This window comes from Klebsiella sp. 141153, assembly GCF_032601995.1.
GTDB classification, from domain to species: Bacteria; Pseudomonadota; Gammaproteobacteria; order Enterobacterales; family Enterobacteriaceae; genus Klebsiella; species Klebsiella aerogenes.
The window spans coordinates 193,422-212,325 of record NZ_JAQIRJ010000005.1 but is presented as its reverse complement, the minus strand read 5'-3'; the positions used below and the strand labels follow the sequence as shown (position 1 = coordinate 212,325).

Annotated in this window: 17 protein-coding genes; 7 read left to right on the top strand and 10 right to left on the bottom strand. The window is 51.2% G+C overall.

Annotated features, from left to right (window positions below; all coding sequences use genetic code 11):
• Positions 1-4: 4 nt before the first annotated feature.
• Positions 5-991 (top strand): hypothetical protein, encoded by a 987-nt coding sequence (locus PGS10_RS12210; RefSeq protein WP_316423015.1) that lies wholly within the window; start codon positions 5-7, stop codon positions 989-991.
• Positions 992-1,037: 46 nt separating this feature from the next.
• Here PGS10_RS12210 and PGS10_RS12205 read toward each other — a convergent pair whose 3' ends face one another.
• The 10 genes from PGS10_RS12205 to PGS10_RS12160 all read right to left on the bottom strand — a co-directional run bounded on the left by PGS10_RS12205 (position 1,038) and on the right by PGS10_RS12160 (position 11,132).
• Positions 1,038-1,364 carry a hypothetical protein gene (locus PGS10_RS12205; protein ID WP_047044462.1) on the bottom strand — a complete coding sequence of 109 codons (327 nt, stop codon included), beginning with the start codon at positions 1,362-1,364 and terminating at the stop codon, positions 1,038-1,040.
• Between the two features lie 263 nt (positions 1,365-1,627).
• Entirely contained in the window at positions 1,628-2,995 is a 1,368-nt protein-coding gene (locus PGS10_RS12200; RefSeq protein WP_047044459.1) for an MFS transporter, read from the bottom strand.
• 201 nt (positions 2,996-3,196) lie between these two features.
• The gene (locus PGS10_RS12195) at positions 3,197-3,529 is read right to left on the bottom strand and encodes a hypothetical protein (protein ID WP_045390848.1); all 333 of its coding nucleotides are present in this window, start codon (positions 3,527-3,529) and stop codon (positions 3,197-3,199) included.
• Positions 3,530-3,768: 239 nt separating this feature from the next.
• On the bottom strand, positions 3,769-4,656 hold the full coding sequence (gene cyoE, locus PGS10_RS12190; RefSeq protein WP_045390845.1) for a heme o synthase: 888 nt from the start codon (positions 4,654-4,656) through the stop codon (positions 3,769-3,771).
• 11 nt (positions 4,657-4,667) lie between these two features.
• Positions 4,668-4,997, bottom strand: coding sequence for a cytochrome o ubiquinol oxidase subunit IV (locus PGS10_RS12185; RefSeq protein ID WP_015704585.1), 330 nt, complete (start codon positions 4,995-4,997; stop codon positions 4,668-4,670).
• Entirely contained in the window at positions 4,997-5,608 is a 612-nt protein-coding gene (locus PGS10_RS12180; RefSeq protein ID WP_015704586.1) for a cytochrome o ubiquinol oxidase subunit III, read from the bottom strand. The genes PGS10_RS12185 and PGS10_RS12180 overlap by 1 nt, the downstream gene beginning before the upstream one ends.
• Positions 5,598-7,589, bottom strand: a complete 1,992-nt coding sequence (gene cyoB, locus PGS10_RS12175) for a cytochrome o ubiquinol oxidase subunit I (protein WP_015704587.1) — start codon at positions 7,587-7,589, stop codon at positions 5,598-5,600. The genes PGS10_RS12180 and cyoB overlap by 11 nt, the downstream gene beginning before the upstream one ends.
• A gap of 19 nt (positions 7,590-7,608) precedes the next feature.
• Positions 7,609-8,553 carry a cytochrome o ubiquinol oxidase subunit II gene (cyoA, locus tag PGS10_RS12170; RefSeq protein ID WP_015704588.1) on the bottom strand — a complete coding sequence of 315 codons (945 nt, stop codon included), beginning with the start codon at positions 8,551-8,553 and terminating at the stop codon, positions 7,609-7,611.
• Positions 8,554-9,033: 480 nt separating this feature from the next.
• Positions 9,034-10,509 carry a muropeptide MFS transporter AmpG gene (gene ampG, locus PGS10_RS12165; protein WP_045390843.1) on the bottom strand — a complete coding sequence of 492 codons (1,476 nt, stop codon included), beginning with the start codon at positions 10,507-10,509 and terminating at the stop codon, positions 9,034-9,036.
• A 44-nt stretch (positions 10,510-10,553) separates the two neighbouring features.
• Positions 10,554-11,132 (bottom strand): lipoprotein, encoded by a 579-nt coding sequence (locus tag PGS10_RS12160; protein WP_045390841.1) that lies wholly within the window; start codon positions 11,130-11,132, stop codon positions 10,554-10,556.
• A gap of 381 nt (positions 11,133-11,513) precedes the next feature.
• Between PGS10_RS12160 and bolA the strand changes: the two genes are divergently transcribed.
• The 6 genes from bolA to hupB all read left to right on the top strand — a co-directional run bounded on the left by bolA (position 11,514) and on the right by hupB (position 18,837).
• A complete protein-coding gene (bolA, locus tag PGS10_RS12155; RefSeq protein ID WP_015367954.1) occupies positions 11,514-11,831 on the top strand; it encodes a transcriptional regulator BolA in 318 nt (105 codons plus the stop codon).
• A 345-nt stretch (positions 11,832-12,176) separates the two neighbouring features.
• The gene (gene tig, locus PGS10_RS12150) at positions 12,177-13,475 is read left to right on the top strand and encodes a trigger factor (RefSeq protein WP_015367952.1); all 1,299 of its coding nucleotides are present in this window, start codon (positions 12,177-12,179) and stop codon (positions 13,473-13,475) included.
• Between the two features lie 312 nt (positions 13,476-13,787).
• Positions 13,788-14,411, top strand: a complete 624-nt coding sequence (gene clpP, locus PGS10_RS12145) for an ATP-dependent Clp endopeptidase proteolytic subunit ClpP (protein ID WP_003021624.1) — start codon at positions 13,788-13,790, stop codon at positions 14,409-14,411.
• Between the two features lie 134 nt (positions 14,412-14,545).
• Complete coding sequence (gene clpX, locus PGS10_RS12140; protein WP_015704591.1) at positions 14,546-15,820, top strand: ATP-dependent protease ATP-binding subunit ClpX; 1,275 nt, start codon at positions 14,546-14,548, stop codon at positions 15,818-15,820.
• A 183-nt stretch (positions 15,821-16,003) separates the two neighbouring features.
• A complete protein-coding gene (gene lon / locus PGS10_RS12135; RefSeq protein ID WP_015367948.1) occupies positions 16,004-18,358 on the top strand; it encodes an endopeptidase La in 2,355 nt (784 codons plus the stop codon).
• Between the two features lie 206 nt (positions 18,359-18,564).
• A complete protein-coding gene (gene hupB / locus PGS10_RS12130) occupies positions 18,565-18,837 on the top strand; it encodes a nucleoid-associated protein HU-beta (protein WP_002444653.1) in 273 nt (90 codons plus the stop codon).
• The last annotated feature ends 67 nt before the right edge of the window (positions 18,838-18,904 follow it).

Below are 18,904 nucleotides of genomic sequence, written 5' to 3'. Positions count from 1 at the left end.
TAGCATGATTCCGGATTATTTAACTTTTATTCGTCGACAGGATCGTTCGCTTTTACCCTATTTGTACTTTATTTGTACGATGCTGATTGCATTCTACGTGAAAAACAGAGGGTATATTTTGACCATGGAAGATGCATTCCCTGTCAGCGCCATTTTTTCGTTAACTATGTTTAGCTTTGTTTATGAACTTAAAGCGTATTGGGCTTACAAATATGCGATAAAAAATATCAACTTTTCTTGGTTTCAGGGAAAAAAGTATTCGCAATGTGAGGCCATACTATGGCATCCGCTTGTTGCTACAGCTTGCTGTTTACTGGGGTGCTATCTGGTTGTGAAGGGATTTCTACTCTTCTTTTCAAGCATTCTCGCGATGGTCTGTATTGTCATCTTTGTGCCGATAATGGTCTATATGATGTGCTGGTTCGCCAGGAATTGTTACGTCAAACAGTTACAGCGGGCAACTGCGTATACGCTTAGATACCGTAATCTCCATCATTATGCTTGCTTAAATGTTACCGTAACTTTTATGACCAGTTTTCTGGTTATCAGCCCCTTAGTCGCGGATGAAGATTTTTCCTTATCCAATGGTTTTTTTTCTGCAAAGTTGATAGTTGCTATGCTGATTCTTTGTTCAGCGATACTGGCAGTTAATTTGATTTTTGCTCACCCATCCAGGCGTTATACTTTTTTAGGACGGCTTTTTCAGAAAGAGTTTGATGTGAACCTGGCTAAAACTATCCCATTTACCGTAATGTATAGGAAATCGCTGTGGTTGCGGTTAGTTATTTTATTTATTCTTCAACTGTTATGGATCGTAATTTTTAGCCTGTTGCTGAAATTATTAGGGTGGGAAATATATTTTTATGTCTATTTTATTTTATGCATGATACCGGCGATGGGATACTTTTATTTACATGTTTACTGGCGCTGGCATGATGATTACATGACGGCATGTGATATGTATCTCAGATGTGGCGAAAATAATAAATAACATCAGAAAATATGGCCAGTCAGAAAACTGACTGGCCATATGCTATTTAGCTCTGCAGGGCCTCAACAACACCACCCCAGTCAGTAGCAGCATTATAAACAAAGTTTGACCAAACCCCTGATTCAGCATACAGCAGGGAGTTGATATGGTCAGTTATAATGCTTCCCAGGCTAGATGGCGAACCGCCAAGAATATTAGAAACCAGATCAATAGTGGTTTCCAGAGCGGAGGAGGCCAGAATCATACCTGCGTTAATACCTGCTGCTACCAGGCCCAGCGCTGATTGAACGGTGAAATCAACCAAAGCGCAAGGTAGGTCGATAATGCCTGCACCAGAGACATATTCCATTTCGTTTGCGGTTAATTCTTTCATTTTTAATTCCATCCTAGATTAATGAATTGTTAATGATGTGCCTATGCACACCGGGCAATATACTAATCAGAGGGTTTTTTATATAATAGTGAATATTTAAATGATCTATTAGTTTTAATGTGAATTAAACTTCACAAAACAGAATTAGAAAAGTACGGGGGCTTATTACGTCAATTCATGTTTGATAAGAGAAGATACCCGAAGGTATCTTCTGTGTTGCCGCGCGTTCAACTTATTGTTTAGAGCATAGAAATGGGGGGCGATTACGAAGTTGCGATAATAGCCTGTTCAACCTCGAAGCGGTTGGTCACTTTGCTGTCAATTTTTATGTAGGCTGAACGTTCTTCAGCGACAATCATGACCTGTTCAACGCCAGGTTTCGACAACAGACGGCGCTGTAGTTCATCATTAATGATGACTTCGTCCGGGATCTCAACTCGGAGACTGCTCACGTAAGGTGGTTCGCTCATCGTACTGGCAACCAGCAGCCATAACATTGCTAGCAGGGCCCCAAGCAGGAACACCGTTTGTGAATCAAAGAAACCATCGACCCAGCCGCCGAGGGCGCCACCGATGGCCACGCCGATAAACTGGCTGGTAGAGTAAATACCCATTGCCGTGCCTTTATAACCTGCTGGTGATTCCTTGCTAATTAATGAAGGCAACAATGCCTCCAGCAGGTTAAAGGCGAGGAAGAACAGCTGCACGCCCGCGACCAGTTCCCAGAAATAGCCACCTGCTCCCCAGAGCACGATTTCAGCTATCAGTAGAAGAGCGACGCAGAACAGAAACACACGTTTCATCTTGCGCTTCACTTCCGCATAGATGATGAATGGCACCACGGCGACAAAGGAAATGACCATGGTCACCAGGTAAATTTTCCAGTGCTCGGCGGCCGGGAAACCCGCGGCCTCCAGTTGTCCTGGCAGCGCAACAAAAGTCGACATTAGCATGATGTGCAGACACATAATGCCGAAGTTCAGCTTGAGGAGTTTAGGTTCAGCAAGCACTTTGCTGAAGCAGCCCTTTACCATGCCAGATTCACGGTTCAGTACATGATTGTGGCTATTTGGTACTACCCATAGAGTCAGCAAAATACCGAGGCTGGCCAGAATAGCGATCATCCAGAATAGCGCATGCAACCCTAACTGGTGAGTGACAATAGGGCCGAGCACCATAGCGATAGCAAAGGTCACGCCAAAACTGACGCCAATGAAGGCCATGGCTTTGGTACGGTTCTGTTCGCGGGTTAAATCAGAAAGTAGTGCCATGACGGCGGCGGCGATAGCGCCAGAGCCCTGCAGCGCGCGGCCAAGAATAATGCCCCAGATAGAATCGGTCAGCGCGGCGATGATGCTGCCGATAACAAATATCAGCAAACCACCAATAATTAACGGCTTACGGCCAATGCGGTCAGACAGGAGGCCAAACGGGATCTGGAAGACGGCCTGGGCGAGCCCGTAAATGCCAATAGCTAAACCAATCAGCGCTTCACTAGCCCCCTGCAGCGCCATGCCATATGTGGTCAAAACAGGCAGGACCATAAACATGCCGAGCATGCGCAGTGAGAATACGGTCCCTAAACCCCAGGTTGCGCGCAGTTCTCCTGGCGTCATTTTGTTATCGTTCATTACCACCTCAATATAAAAACTGTGACTAGTGTAGTGGGGGGATAAGGACGCGTAAATAAATGTTTGTTTAGCAGATATTACGACTGTGTTGCGTAATAGAAGAAGGGATGAGAACCAGAGGCTAAAAGGGGGCAGAGCGAAATAAAAGATTAAAAACAAAGGAAAGGGCAGAAATGAAATCTGCCCTGATCATTATACCGATTAGGATGCAGCCTGATCCAGGAAGCTATTCCAGTCGGTTGCGGCGTTATTCACGAAAGTGTTCCAGCTGCTTCCAGCAGTGGAAACGAAGTTTGCCCAGTTTTCCTGACCGGTGCTGACTACGCTTTCCCAGTTTGTCTGCCCAAGAAGGAACTTGCCAAATTCAATCGCGCTATCGCCGACGAAAGAGGCAAACGCCAGACCGGAGGTCAGCGCAAATGAGGTAAACCCTGCCGCGGAATTAGCGACAAAGCTGGCGAAACCAGTTGCGGCGCTTACCAGGTTGAAACCACCTGAGACAGATTCCATTTCGTTGAATGTTAATTCTTTCATTGTTATTCCTTGCAGTTAAATCCATGTTTTATGTAGGCGTTTGCCTACGAGATAAGGCTAGCACTAACTTCAGTGATGGAGCGAGATAGGCGGCGGTTAGCGATGCTCATTTTTTTCTCAATTTTTAACAGCGTAATAGGTGAAGAAAATGAAGCAAAAGGGGAGGGGAGAGGGCAATTTCTCTAGATAAAAAAGCCCCCGCTTGCGGAGGCTTTTATCATTTCATATAAAGCGTAATCTTATCTGACGTAAGCCAGCAGATTATGTGAATCCGGGACCATGAAATCGACAGACATCATCACCGACAGGGCAGTGATGGCGACGATGGAAAAGACGAACAGCTTACGTGCCCAGACTTTATCATCCGCCACTTTATACCCACGTAATGCCATGCCAAGCCACCAGACGCTGACTGCGGCAGCTACGACCAGATATTTGTATCCGGCATAGCCCCCCAGAGAAAGCATCAGCGTTGCCACGGCAAAGGCCACGATGTACAGCGTGATATGATTTTTTGCGACGGAGATACCTTTCACCACCGGCAGAACCGGAATATTCGCCGCCTGATAATCCTTAAAACGGAAGATCGCGATGGCGTAGGAGTGAGGCATCTGCCACAGGCTAAAGATCGCCAGTAGAATCGCCGCGCCGCTGTCAAAATCACCGGTAACCGCGCAGTAGCCAATCACCGGCGGCGCAGCGCCGGAGAGAGAGCCAATCAGCGTGCCGTAGACGGAGTGGCGTTTCATGTACAGGCTGTAGACGCCGACATAAACCACGAACCCCATCACGCCCAGCCAGCAAGCCAACGGGTTGGCGCCGAACCACAGCAGCATGAAGCCAGCAATACCCAGCAAGGTGGCGTATACCAGCGATGATTCTGGCGAGATCAGCCCTTTGACCAGCACCCGGTTTTTCGTCCGTTCCATCTTACGATCGATATCACGGTCGATGTAGTTGTTGAAAACACAACCCGAGGCGACCACCAGGGATACTCCGAGGAGCGTCCAGACGAACAGCGGATAGTCGATGTGGCCTTTGGAGGCCAGCAGGAAACCGCCGATCACGGAGATCAGGTTGCCAAAAATGATGCCTGGTTTCGTTACTTGCAGGTATTGCTTAAACATACTCGCCGCTCTTAGTGCATCATCATGTTGTAGTTGAGGTTCCACATAATCCAGATGGAGCCGACAACTACGATAGCAATGATGATTACGGTGAAGATAAACGCGGTCAGGTTCCAACCTTCGTCAGATTTACTGTTCATGTGCAGGAAGTACACCAGGTGTACCAGAATCTGCACCACAGCCGTGACCAGGATGGTTCCCAGAATCGCTGCATGCGAGGCGGAGCCACTCATAACCATTGCAAACGGGATTGCCGTCAGAATGATCGACAGGATGAATCCTGTCATGTAGCTCTTCACGCTGCCGTGAGAAGCGCCGCTATGATCGGTAGAATGACTCATTACATCGCCCCCATCAGATAAACAACAGAGAACACGCAGATCCACACCACGTCCAGGAAGTGCCAGAACAGGCTCAGGCACATAATACGGGTACGGTTAGTGCTGGTCAGGCCGCGACGGGATACCTGAACCATCAGCACCGCCATCCACAGCAGACCGGAGGTGACGTGCAGACCGTGGGTACCAACCAGCGCGAAGAACGCTGACAGGAAGCCGCTACGGTCCGGACCCATCCCTTCAACAATCAGGTGATGGAATTCATAGATTTCCATCCCAACGAACCCTGCACCGAAGAGGAAGGTGAGGGCAAGCCAGGAAACGACCTGGCTCTTGTTGTTTTTGTACATGGCGATAGCCGCCATGCCATAGGTGATGGAGCTGAATAACAGCAGTGCGGTTTCAACCAGAACGAACGGCAGTTCAAAAATATCTTTACCCGCCGGGCCGCCAGCCGTGCCGTTCACCAGAACGGCATAGGTTGCGAACAGCGTAGCGAAGATAATGCAGTCGCTCATCAGGTAGATCCAGAAACCGAAGACTTTCATCGGTCCTGTATCATGGTGCCCGTGTTCATGCGCGTGGGCATTATGCGCAAGAGTATCAGTTGCCATTTTTCAGCCCTGCTTTGTTAATCTCATCGAAATGCTGATTTTCCAGTTTTTCGACTTCCGCAACCGGTACGTAGTAATCCACGTCCTCGTCAAAGCTCTTGATAATCCAGGTCACAACGATGCCGGCGAAACCAACAATCGCCATCCACCAGATATGCCAGATCATCGCGAAGCCAAACACCGTTGCGAATGCAGCAATGATGATGCCCGCGCCGCTGTTTTTCGGCATATGAATTTCTTCATAATGCGCAGGTTGCTTGTACGCTTCGCCTTTTTCTTTCATTTCCCAGAACGCGTCACGTTCGTGAACGTTAGGAACGACTGCGAAGTTATAGAACGGCGGTGGAGAAGAGGTTGCCCACTCCAGAGTACGGCCGCCCCATGGGTCGCCGGTCAGGTCACGGTTCTGATCGCGATCGCGGATAGAAACGTAGAACTGAATCAGCTGGCACAGGATACCGCAAGCGATCAGCGCCGCGCCGCATGCTGCAACAACCAGCATGGAGTGGAACTGCGGGTCGATGTCCTGGCTCAGACGACGGGTCATACCCATGAAGCCCAGCACGTACAGCGGCATAAATGCCACGAAGAAGCCGATGATCCAGAACCAGAATGCGCGTTTACCCCAGGTTTCGTTCAGGGTGAAACCAAAGGCTTTCGGCCACCAGTAGGTCAGACCTGCGAAGCAACCGAATACCACACCGCCGATGATGACGTTATGGAAGTGCGCAATCAGGAACAGACTGTTGTGCAGTACGAAGTCCGCGCCCGGTACCGCCAGCAGAACACCGGTCATCCCACCAACGGAGAAGGTAACGATGAAGCCGATAGTCCACATCATCGCCGAGTTGAAGACGATGCGGCCCTGGTACATGGTGAACAGCCAGTTGAAGATCTTAACCCCGGTCGGGATCGCGATAATCATGGTGGTAATACCGAAGAAGGCGTTTACGTTCGCGCCGGCACCCATGGTGAAGAAGTGGTGCAGCCAAACGATGAACGACAGAACGGTAATACAGACGGTTGCCCACACCAGCGAGGTGTAACCAAACAGACGTTTACGCGAGAAGGTCGCTGCGACTTCGGAGAAGACCCCGAATACCGGCAGAACCAGAATGTACACTTCCGGGTGACCCCAGGCCCAAATCAGGTTGATGTACATCATCATGTTGCCACCCATATCGTTGGTAAAGAAATGGGTGCCCAGGTAGCGGTCCAGGGTCAGCAGCGCGACGGTGACGGTCAGAATTGGGAAGGAGGCGATAATCAGGATGTTGGCGCACAGAGATGCCCAGGAGAATACCGGCATCTTGAACATGGTCATGCCAGGGGCACGCATCTTGATAATGGTCACAAAGAAGTTGATACCGGTCAGGGTAGTACCGATACCGGAGAGCTGCAGCGCCCAAATCCAGTAATCGACCCCTACGCCAGGACTGTATTCAATTCCCGAAAGCGGCGGATACGCCAGCCAACCGGTCTGTGCGAACTCACCGACGCCCAGAGACAGGTTAACCAGAATAACGCCCACAACGGTGAACCAGAAGCTCAGGTTGTTGAGGAACGGGAACGCAACGTCGCGTGCGCCGAGCTGAAGCGGAACCACCAGGTTCATCAGGCCGATAACAAACGGCATTGCCACGAAGAAGATCATGATAACGCCGTGGGCGGTAAAGATCTGATCGTAGTGATGAGGCGGCAGGAATCCTGCTTCCCCGGCAGAGGCCAGCACCTGCTGGCTACGCATCATAACGGCGTCAGCAAAGCCACGCAGCAGCATGACGATTGCCACGATAACGTACATGATACCGAGACGTTTGTGGTCGACGGACGTCAGCCACTCGTTCCATAGGTAGGACCACTTACCGAAGTAAGTGATCGCTGCCAGTATCGCCAGTCCCCCGACGATGATTGCAGCAACCGTTACCACGATAATTGGTTCGTGGTAGGGCACTGCATCCAGTGTAAGTTTTCCGAACATCGTTTTCTTCCTCGGCCCCTTAGTGAGCGGTTTCCGCGTGGCTCATGTCCATGCCTTCCATCCCTTCGTGCGCAGCGTGCTCGCCTTCAGGTTTAGACATGTTCATGCTCTCGTGAGACATGAATTTGTTAACAACATCTTTGAACAAATCCGGTTTCACGTTAGAGAAGTATTCCACTTTGTTGTTTTCGCTAGGCACAGCCACTTTGTCGAATGCAGCCATGGAGTCCATGGAGTTCGGGGACTGTTTCGCTTTTGCTACCCACTGATCGAAGGTTGCACGATCTGGGGTGGCGATAGCCTTGAACTTCATACCAGAGAAGCCCGGGCCACTATAGCTTGCGGAGATACCGTCATAAGTGCCTGCTTCATCAGCAATGAGGTGCAGCTGAGTCTGCATCCCGGCCATCGCATAAATCTGGCTACCTAAGCGCGGAATAAAGAACGAGTTCATCACGGAGTTGGAAGTGACTTTAAAGTGTACCGGTACGTTCGCCGGGAAGGCGATTTCGTTGACGGTAGCGATACCCTGTTCCGGGTAAATAAAGAACCATTTCCAGTCCATCGATACAACTTCGATGGTGATTGCTTTCTCGTCGTGGACAAGCGGTTTGCTTGGCTCCAGAGCGTGAGTGGTTTTCCAGGTCAGAACGGCCAGGAACAGGATGATCAGAATAGGAACCGTCCAGACCACAGCTTCAACTTTGTTGGAGTGTGACCAGTTCGGGCTATACTTCGCATCTTTATTGCTCGCGCGATACTTCCAGGCAAATCCTACTGCCATTAAGACGGCGGGAATAACGACAATCATCATCAGGCCGAATGCCGTCAGAATCAAAGAGCGTTGCTCCAGTCCAATCTGTCCTTTTGGGTCGAGGAGCGCAGAATCACAACCACTGAGTAATACAGTACCTGCGATTAATGACATCCATCCCAAACTTTTATTGTATTTCCTGAGTCTCATTGAACGACCTCAATTCCACGGGATCTGGTGGCGTTTAAAGTGTACGGGCATTTTACGGTAAGGTTGCATTACTGTAAACACGATTGGATCTGTGTCAGTTCTGTGTTAGCGGGTTCTGCTTGGATTGTCACATATGTTACGGAATGTGACGTAATTGCTTGCAAAGCCTGATTTACGCTGGATCTATAACGAAAGGGATAAGAAAGGGAATGCTTATGGGGATACGGATATAAACATCGTAAAAATAACACAAATAATTAACAATTAATTATCAAATAAAAGACATAAAGAAAACGTTAAAATAAAGTAACGCTGCTGAATCGGTTAAATTAATTAAAGAATCGCGTAAAAATTGTCAATAATTTCCAGAAATCTAAAACGCACAAAACAACAAATCAGTTCTCAGGAAAAATAAAATCGCTAATAAGCCGTTATAATTACCTCAGGTAATTAAAACGGCTATTAACAGTTTGGCGAAAATTAAATCAGCTGCGTTTTGCGTAGCGCCATATAGTCCAGAATCGCGCCGAGCAAAATACCACCGATAGCGGTCAATGCGGCGACTTCCAGCAGGCCTGGCAGGAAGGAAAAAGAGGTGTAATCCAGCGCGTTCATCGCCAACAGCAGCAGCCATATCGCCAGCATCAAACAACCTACCGCCAGGATAACCAGCGCCAGAGCATAAGTTTGCGGGTATTGCGTGCGCGGCAAGAAGCTTTCCGTTCGCTGCGTATATTCCAGCGTACGCCGACACAGAAGCAGGAGCAAAATCCCCGGCACGGCGGCTACGACGGAGAAAAGATAAAACGTCGGCCAGCCGTTCGCTTCAACAAACCAGCCGGCAATCGGACCAACGTAAACGCGACCCACCGCCGACAGTGCCGACAGCAGCGCGAACTGAGTGGCGGAAAACGACTTGTTGCATAGCGTCATTAACAGCGCGACAAATGCCGCGGTGCCCATCCCGCCGCACAGGTTTTCAAAAAATACCGCCGCCGCCATCGAATAAAGATGTTTATCGGTTACCGAGAGGATCCAGTATCCGGCGTTGGAGGCTCCCTGCAGCAGGCCAAAGATCAGCAGGGCGCGGAACAGCGTCAGGCGCTGCATCAGTACGCCGCCGTAGAGTGCGCCGACGATGGTGGCGAACAGGCCCAACGTTTTATTCACCATTCCGACTTCGCCGGCATCAAAACCGACGCCGCGTATAAGGAAAGTGGTGGTCAGGCTCATGGCGAAGGCATCACCGAGCTTATAAAGGACAATTAACAGCAGGATAAGCCAGGCGTTGTTGCGACCGAAGAAATCGCGCAGCGGCGCGGCGACGGCCTGTTCAAGAGATTTGGGCACCGGAATGACGTCGCTGGGCTCCGGCGCTAACAGCGTGGCGATAATGCATGGAATAAGTAACGCGGCCATCAGCCAGTACATACCTTGCCAGCCCAGCCAACGGTCGGCCAGCCAGAGCGCTAACCCTCCGGATACCAGCATCCCCAGGCGATAGCCGAGCACGCTGATGGCCGCACCGGCGCCGCGCTCTTCCGCCGGGAGGACGTCGGTTTTCCAGGCATCAAAGACGATATCCTGCGAGGCGGAGCAAAAAGCGATAACCACAGCCAACGCCGCCATCCAGCGCAACTGCGTTGCGGGTTCAAGAAAGCCCATCGCGGCGATGGCGACGAGTAGCGCTATCTGCGTCGTCAGCAGCCAGCCGCGGCGACGGCCTAAAAACGGCGGCGTGTAGCGGTCCATTAATGGCGACCACAAAAATTTAAATACGTATGCCTGTCCGACGAGAGAGAAGAAGCCGATAGTTTTTAAATCGATATTTTCGACGGTCATCCACGCTTGCAGCGTGCCGGAGGTCAGCGCGAGAGGTAAACCAGAAGCAAAGCCAAGGATCAGCAAAATAGCTGATTTGGGCTGCTGAAAAATACGCAAATAGTGATTGGACATGGCATATAGAGCAGACCCGGCCTGATACCGGGCCTGCTATTTTATTAACGAGCGTTTTGCTTGATGAAGTCGTGAATGCTGGTGTCCTGCGCCATATCGGCGATGGTATCGGTCAGCACGCTATTAACCGCGTTTGCAATGTTCTCGTTGGAAGCCTGGAAAGCGCCCTCAACGGAGTAGCTGGAGCGGTAGTTTTTGGTCATCTTGTTGCCATTAGCGGCGGTGGCGATGATGGCGATATCCGCTTTAGTGGCGATGTTGTAACGCACGTTGCCTTGCGAGACGTCAGCATACAGTTTGTTAACAATGATCTGCAGATCGACGGCGCCATTCGGACCAATCATGTAGCCACGCGCGGTCATCTGCTTCTCAAGCACTTCCTGCAGCAGGAAGCGCAGATCGCGAGAGGCGGTCAGGGTGACCAACTGGTTGTTGCGGGTGACTTTCGCCAGCGCCTGATCGGTACGCTGGTCTGCGCCATTGATGCTGACGGTAACTCCCATCAGGCTCGGATCCTGCTGCGGCAGGGTGATTTTCGGCGATACTTCAATGGTCGTCGGCGGGGTGGCGCATCCTGCGAGTACAAACATCGCGACCAACGGGAATAGAATTTTCTTCAGCATGTTCAGGGTCTCAACGCACGGTGTTGTTATACCCGTCATAATTCAGGTTTCAGGCGCTACGGGGAATCGCGGGCGCTTTTTTCTGCAACTCGAAGTAGTTAGGGTGTTTAAGGAAAATTCCCGCCATCATAACATCGCCAACGGTGAGGGGAAGTGGCTACGAGTGGAAAATCATCGTGTTGTGCGTTTTATGACCTCGTCCCATTTCCGGTGGCGATTTGGCCGGGAGATTTAGCATTCATCATCAGTAAACCTGATACTTTTGCGTGAAAATATCAGAGGAATGCTAATTTTTTGTTGTTTTCTGCCAATGGAAGCGGTAAAAGCGGCTAACATTTAAAGGGAAAGGCGGCATCTCAGCGTTGTCGGAGGAGAAAATTCATGATGATACGTGAGCAGATCGAAGCAAAACTAAGAGCAGCGTTCGACCCGATGTATCTGGAAGTCGTGGATGAAAGCTATCGGCACAACGTCCCTGCGGGCTCTGAAAGTCATTTTAAAGTGGTGTTGGTGAGCGACCGCTTCACCGGCGAACGTTTCCTTAATCGTCATCGTATGATTTACGGTACGTTGACCGAGGAGCTGTCAAGCACCGTGCACGCCCTGGCGCTGCATACTTACACGATTAAAGAGTGGGAAGGGCTACAGGATACCGTCTTTGCCTCTCCGCCATGCCGCGGAGCGGGGAGCATCGCGTAAAAATCACATTTGCAACCGCTGGCGCTTTTCCAGTATGTTGCGTGAAGATTTAGCAAAAACGGCCTGCGGGCCGTTTTCTTTTGCCTGGAAAATGCGCAAAGTTCGCGCTTTTGCAGACAAATTTGAGCGGGAAATGTGAAAAACGCCGCAGCAGTAGGCGACAACCGTTCTCGACTCACAAAAGTGATGCCGCTATAATGCCGCGTCTTATATATGAATGTCTTCGGGATGATTCTGACGACAGGGAATGTGTTTCTGATTTGAAGAGGGCATCCCGGTTCTGCGAAGCCACCTACACGCGCTTCCAGAGTTGACCGAGCACTGTGATTTTTTTGAGGTAACAAGATGCAAGTTTCAGTTGAAACCACTCAGGGCCTTGGGCGCCGTGTAACGATTACTATCGCCGCTGACAGCATCGAGAATGCTGTCAAAAGCGAGCTGGTCAACGTAGCGAAAAAAGTTCGCATTGACGGCTTCCGTAAAGGCAAAGTGCCGATGAATGTTGTTGCTCAGCGTTATGGCGCTTCCGTTCGCCAGGACGTGCTGGGCGACCTGATGAGCCGTCATTTCGTTGACGCGATCATCAAAGAGAAAATTAATCCGGCTGGCGCGCCGAACTACGTTCCGGGCGAATACAAGCTGGGCGAAGACTTCACCTACGCGGTAGAGTTCGAAGTGTATCCGGAAGTTGAGCTGAAAGGTCTGGACGCAATCGAAGTTGAAAAACCGGTTGTTGAAGTTACCGACGCTGACGTTGACGGCATGCTCGACACCCTGCGTAAGCAGCAGGCGAACTGGAAAGAAAAAGAAGGCGCCGTTGACGCTGAAGATCGCGTTACCATCGACTTCACCGGTTCCGTAGACGGCGAAGAGTTCGAAGGCGGTAAAGCGTCTGACTTCGTACTGGCGATGGGCCAGGGCCGTATGATCCCGGGCTTCGAAGACGGTATTAAAGGCCACAAAGCTGGCGAAGAATTCACCATCGACGTGACCTTCCCGGAAGAGTACCACGCTGAAAACCTGAAAGGTAAAGCCGCTAAGTTCGTTATCAACCTGAAAAAAGTTGAAGAACGCGAACTGCCTGAACTGACTGCAGAATTCATCAAACGTTTCGGCGTTGAAGATGGTTCCGTAGAAGGTCTGCGCGCGGAAGTGCGTAAAAACATGGAACGCGAGCTGAAAGGCGCCGTGCGTAACCGCGTGAAATCTCAGGCTATCGAAGGCCTGGTGAAAGCGAACGACATCGACGTTCCTGCTGCCCTGATCGACAGCGAAATCGACGTACTGCGTCGTCAGGCTGCTCAGCGTTTCGGCGGTAACGAGAAACAGGCTCTGGAACTGCCTCGCGAACTGTTCGAAGAGCAGGCTAAACGCCGCGTAGTTGTTGGCCTGCTGCTGGGCGAAGTGATTCGCACCAACGAGCTGAAAGCTGACGAAGAGCGCGTGAAAGGCCTGATCGAAGAGATGGCTTCCGCGTACGAAGATCCGTCAGAAGTGGTTGAGTTCTACAGCAAGAACAAAGAGCTGATGGACAACATGCGCAACGTCGCGCTGGAAGAGCAGGCTGTTGAAGCCGTGCTGGCGAAAGCTAAAGTGTCTGAAAAAGCCACTTCCTTCAACGAACTGATGAACCAGCAGGCGTAATTTCGTCCGGCTGTTTAAAGTTCGCGCAAAAGCCCGTTGCCGAAAGGCGGCGGGCTTTTTTTATTGCAATGATAGGCTTAGGATGAGTGCTAAAACACATTTTCAGTGATAGCGTTACTCCAAAAGGTTGTTATGCTTGAATTATGGCTGCGCCATCCCCATAACCGGGTGACGTATCTGCATCCGCAGCGTCAGGAATAATGACCAGCTCAACGTATCAGTGCCCTGCGGATAGAAACTCTGGCTGATAATCCGTCCATAAGGTTACAATCAGTGCAGCAGGTTTTTTCAAAATTAATCCAGGAGACGGAAATGTCATACAGTGGCGAACGAGATAACTTTGCACCCCATATGGCCCTGGTGCCGATGGTCATTGAACAGACCTCACGCGGTGAACGTTCTTTTGATATCTATTCCCGTCTGCTCAAGGAACGCGTTATTTTCCTGACCGGCCAGGTGGAAGATCACATGGCTAATCTGATCGTGGCGCAGATGCTGTTTCTGGAAGCGGAAAATCCAGAAAAAGATATTTACCTGTACATTAACTCTCCGGGCGGCGTGATCACCGCCGGGATGTCAATTTACGACACCATGCAGTTCATCAAGCCGGATGTCAGCACTATCTGTATGGGGCAGGCGGCTTCGATGGGGGCCTTCCTGCTGACCGCTGGGGCGAAAGGCAAGCGTTTCTGCCTGCCGAACTCCCGCGTGATGATTCACCAGCCGCTGGGCGGCTATCAGGGTCAGGCGACGGACATCGAAATCCACGCCCGTGAAATTCTGAAAGTGAAAGGGCGCATGAATGAACTGATGGCGCATCACACGGGTCAATCCCTTGAGCAGATCGAGCGTGATACCGAGCGCGATCGCTTCCTGTCGGCGTCGGAAGCGGTGGAATACGGACTGGTCGATTCCATCTTGACCCATCGTAATTGATGCCCGTGGCGTAAGGGTGCCGCTATACTTGTTTTAACAACTGGGCGGCACAACGCGTCACCGCGACTTGCGCCTGAGAATGGCATTTGCGTCGTCATCTGCGGCACAAAGAACTTAAGAAGAGGTTTGGACTCATGACAGATAAACGCAAAGATGGTTCGGGCAAACTGTTGTACTGCTCTTTTTGCGGCAAAAGCCAGCATGAAGTGCGTAAGCTGATCGCCGGGCCGTCCGTGTATATCTGCGACGAATGCGTTGATTTATGTAACGACATCATTCGCGAAGAGATTAAAGAAGTCGCTCCGCATCGTGAGCGCAGCGCGCTGCCGACGCCGCACGAAATTCGCCATCACCTGGACGATTATGTTATCGGCCAGGAACAGGCGAAAAAAGTGCTGGCAGTGGCGGTATACAACCACTACAAACGTCTGCGTAACGGCGATACCAGCAACGGCGTAGAACTGGGTAAAAGCAACATTCTGCTGATCGGGCCGACCGGTTCCGGTAAAACCCTGTTGGCGGAAACGCTGGCGCGTCTGTTGGATGTTCCGTTTACCATGGCCGATGCCACCACCCTGACCGAAGCGGGTTACGTGGGTGAAGACGTAGAAAACATCATTCAGAAGCTGCTGCAGAAATGCGATTACGATGTGCAGAAAGCGCAGCGCGGCATCGTGTACATCGATGAAATCGACAAAATTTCCCGTAAATCGGATAACCCGTCGATTACCCGCGACGTGTCCGGCGAAGGCGTTCAGCAGGCGCTGTTGAAGCTTATCGAAGGCACCGTAGCCGCTGTTCCGCCGCAGGGCGGACGTAAACATCCGCAGCAGGAGTTCCTGCAGGTTGATACCTCCAAGATTCTGTTTATCTGCGGCGGCGCGTTCGCCGGCCTGGACAAAGTGATTTCCCACCGCGTAGAAACCGGCTCCGGCATTGGTTTTGGCGCGACGGTTAAAGCGAAATCCGACAAAGCCAGCGAAGGTGAACTGCTGGCGCAGGTCGAGCCGGAAGATCTGATCAAGTTTGGTCTGATCCCGGAATTTATCGGCCGTCTGCCGGTTGTCGCGACGCTGAATGAACTGAGTGAAGAAGCGCTGATTCAGATCCTGAAAGAGCCGAAAAACGCCCTGACTAAGCAGTATCAGGCGCTGTTTGGCCTCGAAGGCGCGGAGCTGGAATTCCGTGATGAAGCGTTGGATGCGATCGCGAAGAAAGCGATGGCGCGTAAAACCGGCGCCCGCGGCCTGCGTTCAATCGTTGAAGCCGCGCTGCTCGACACCATGTACGATCTGCCTTCCATGGAAGATGTCGAAAAAGTGGTGATTGACGAGTCGGTAATCGAAGGTCAGAGCAAACCGCTGCTGATCTACGGCAAGCCGGAAGCGCAGCAGGCATCTGGCGAATAATTCGCCAATCGACACAAGCAGTTAAGCAAAAAGGGGGGATTTTATCCCCCCTTTTATTTTTCCTGTGTTCCCGCCGTTGAATGTATGGAATACATCCCCATATACTGGATTACATATTAACGGCGACGCGTTAATGAAGGTGTCGTCGGCTACCTGGCGGACTTTAAACTAAGAGAGAGCTCTATGAATCCTGAGCGTTCTGAACGCATTGAAATCCCCGTATTGCCGTTGCGCGATGTGGTGGTTTATCCGCACATGGTCATACCCCTGTTTGTAGGGCGGGAAAAATCTATCCGTTGTCTGGAAGCGGCCATGGACCATGATAAAAAAATCATGCTGGTCGCACAGAAAGAAGCGTCGACGGATGAGCCGGGTGTAAACGATCTTTTCACCGTCGGGACCGTGGCGTCAATTTTGCAAATGCTGAAGCTGCCTGATGGCACCGTGAAAGTGCTGGTGGAAGGCTTGCAGCGTGCGCGTATTACTGCGCTGTCCGATAACGGCGAACACTTCTCCGCCAAAGCAGAGTACCTTGCTTCTCCGGTCATTGAAGAGCGTGAGCAGGAAGTGCTGGTGCGTACGGCTATCAGCCAGTTTGAAGGCTACATCAAGCTGAACAAAAAAATCCCACCGGAAGTGCTGACGTCGCTGAATAGCATCGACGATCCCGCACGTCTGGCGGATACCATCGCTGCGCATATGCCGCTTAAGCTGGCGGACAAACAGTCCGTGCTGGAGATGTCCGACGTGAACGAACGTCTGGAATATCTGATGGCGATGATGGAATCTGAAATCGATCTGCTGCAGGTTGAGAAACGCATTCGCAACCGCGTGAAAAAGCAGATGGAAAAATCTCAGCGTGAGTATTATCTGAATGAGCAAATGAAAGCCATCCAGAAAGAGCTCGGCGAGATGGATGACGCCCCGGACGAAAACGAAGCGCTGAAGCGTAAGATCGACGCGGCGAAGATGCCGAAAGAGGCGAAAGAAAAAACCGAAGCGGAACTGCAAAAGCTGAAGATGATGTCCCCGATGTCGGCGGAAGCCACCGTCGTGCGCGGCTACATCGACTGGATGGTGCAGGTGCCGTGGAATGCTCGCAGCAAGGTCAAAAAAGATCTGCGTCAGGCGCAGGAGATCCTCGATACCGACCACTATGGTCTGGAACGAGTCAAGGACCGCATCCTTGAGTATCTTGCGGTGCAGAGTCGCGTTAACAAGCTGAAAGGGCCGATCCTGTGCCTGGTTGGACCGCCGGGGGTAGGTAAAACCTCGCTGGGTCAATCTATTGCCAAAGCCACCGGGCGTAAGTACGTGCGCATGGCGTTGGGCGGCGTGCGTGATGAAGCGGAAATCCGTGGTCACCGCCGTACCTATATTGGCTCCATGCCGGGTAAACTGATCCAGAAAATGGCGAAAGTCGGGGTGAAAAACCCGCTGTTCCTGCTGGATGAGATCGACAAAATGTCCTCCGACATGCGCGGCGATCCGGCCTCAGCGTTGCTGGAAGTACTGGACCCGGAACAGAACGTGGCCTTTAACGACCACTATCTGGAAGTGGACTACGATCTCAGCGACGTCATGTTCGTGGCGACCTCCAACTCCATGAATATTCCGGCTCCGCTGTTGGACCGTATGGAAGTCATTCGTCTCTCCGGTTATACCGAAGATGAAAAACTGAACATTGCTAAGCGCCACCTGCTGCCGAAGCAGATCGAACGCAACGCGCTGAAAAAAGGCGAGCTGACGGTCGACGATAGCGCCATTATCGGCATTATTCGTTACTACACCCGTGAAGCGGGCGTTCGTAGCCTGGAGCGTGAAATCTCCAAACTGTGTCGTAAGGCCGTTAAACAGCTGTTGCTGGATAAGTCGCTGAAACACATCGAGATTAACGGTGAAAATCTGCATGATTATCTTGGCGTGCAGCGCTTTGACTATGGCCGTGCGGATAGTGAAAACCGCGTAGGTCAGGTGACCGGTCTGGCGTGGACGGAAGTGGGCGGCGATCTGCTGACCATCGAAACCGCCTGCGTTCCGGGCAAAGGCAAGTTAACCTATACCGGTTCACTTGGCGAAGTCATGCAGGAGTCGATTCAGGCTGCGCTGACCGTGGTGCGCGCGCGTGCTGAGAAGCTCGGTATCAATCCGGACTTCTACGAAAAACGCGATATTCACGTGCACGTACCGGAAGGGGCAACGCCAAAAGATGGTCCGAGCGCCGGTACGGCGATGTGCACCGCGTTGGTTTCTTGTCTGACCGGTAACCCGGTACGCGCCGATGTGGCGATGACAGGGGAAATCACCCTGCGCGGCCAGGTGCTGCCGATCGGCGGTCTGAAGGAAAAACTGCTGGCGGCGCATCGTGGGGGCATTAAGACTGTTCTGATTCCTTACGAAAACAAGCGTGACCTTGAAGAAATTCCGGAAAACGTTATCGCCGATTTGGATATCCATCCGGTACAGCGAATCGAGGAAGTTCTGACACTTGCTCTGCAAAATGAACCGTTTGGCATGCAGGTTGTAAGCGCAAAATAGTGATATCGCGCAAATAGCGTTAAGAAAAGTGGGGCTGGTAAGTAAATTCGTACTTGCCAGCCTTTTTTTGTGTAGCTAACTTAGATCGCTGGCAGGGGTCATCGACAACTCTGTTGTAAGGGCATGACAGTCCTGATATAACTGCTGCGCGGTCGCGCCATGAAGGATTCTGGTGCGATATAAATTATAAAGAGAGGAAGAGAACAGTGAATAAATCTCAACTGATTGACAAAATTGCTGCGGGTGCGGACATTTCTAAAGCTGCAGCTGGACGTGCGTTAGATGCTTTGATCGCTTCTGTTACTGAATCTCTGCAAGCTGGGGATGACGTTGCGCTGGTAGGGTTCGGTACTTTTGCTGTTAAAGAGCGTGCTGCCCGTACTGGTCGCAACCCACAAACAGGTAAAGAAATTACCATTGCTGCCGCTAAAGTACCGGGCTTCCGTGCAGGTAAAGCGCTGAAAGACGCGGTAAACTAATCGGCTCTCCCGTCAGGGAATGTGACGAAGTACAAGGGCGCATCGCGAGATGTGCCTTTTTTATTTG

Excerpts from the sequence above, each read along its gene's own strand:
- cyoA (WP_015704588.1), bottom strand. The coding sequence starts at position 8,553 with ATGAGACTCAGGAAATACAATAAAAGTTTGGGATGGATGTCATTAATC.
- ampG (WP_045390843.1), bottom strand. The coding sequence starts at position 10,509 with ATGTCCAATCACTATTTGCGTATTTTTCAGCAGCCCAAATCAGCTATT.
- cyoE (WP_045390845.1), bottom strand. The coding sequence starts at position 4,656 with ATGTTTAAGCAATACCTGCAAGTAACGAAACCAGGCATCATTTTTGGC.
- lon (WP_015367948.1), top strand. The coding sequence starts at position 16,004 with ATGAATCCTGAGCGTTCTGAACGCATTGAAATCCCCGTATTGCCGTTG.
- cyoB (WP_015704587.1), bottom strand. The coding sequence starts at position 7,589 with ATGTTCGGAAAACTTACACTGGATGCAGTGCCCTACCACGAACCAATT.
- PGS10_RS12195 (WP_045390848.1), bottom strand. The coding sequence starts at position 3,529 with ATGAAAGAATTAACATTCAACGAAATGGAATCTGTCTCAGGTGGTTTC.
- PGS10_RS12180 (WP_015704586.1), bottom strand. The coding sequence starts at position 5,608 with ATGGCAACTGATACTCTTGCGCATAATGCCCACGCGCATGAACACGGG.
- clpX (WP_015704591.1), top strand. The coding sequence starts at position 14,546 with ATGACAGATAAACGCAAAGATGGTTCGGGCAAACTGTTGTACTGCTCT.
- PGS10_RS12205 (WP_047044462.1), bottom strand. The coding sequence starts at position 1,364 with ATGAAAGAATTAACCGCAAACGAAATGGAATATGTCTCTGGTGCAGGC.
- PGS10_RS12185 (WP_015704585.1), bottom strand. The coding sequence starts at position 4,997 with ATGAGTCATTCTACCGATCATAGCGGCGCTTCTCACGGCAGCGTGAAG.
- bolA (WP_015367954.1), top strand. The coding sequence starts at position 11,514 with ATGATGATACGTGAGCAGATCGAAGCAAAACTAAGAGCAGCGTTCGAC.
- tig (WP_015367952.1), top strand. The coding sequence starts at position 12,177 with ATGCAAGTTTCAGTTGAAACCACTCAGGGCCTTGGGCGCCGTGTAACG.
- PGS10_RS12210 (WP_316423015.1), top strand. The coding sequence starts at position 5 with ATGATTCCGGATTATTTAACTTTTATTCGTCGACAGGATCGTTCGCTT.
- PGS10_RS12200 (WP_047044459.1), bottom strand. The coding sequence starts at position 2,995 with ATGAACGATAACAAAATGACGCCAGGAGAACTGCGCGCAACCTGGGGT.
- PGS10_RS12160 (WP_045390841.1), bottom strand. The coding sequence starts at position 11,132 with ATGCTGAAGAAAATTCTATTCCCGTTGGTCGCGATGTTTGTACTCGCA.
- clpP (WP_003021624.1), top strand. The coding sequence starts at position 13,788 with ATGTCATACAGTGGCGAACGAGATAACTTTGCACCCCATATGGCCCTG.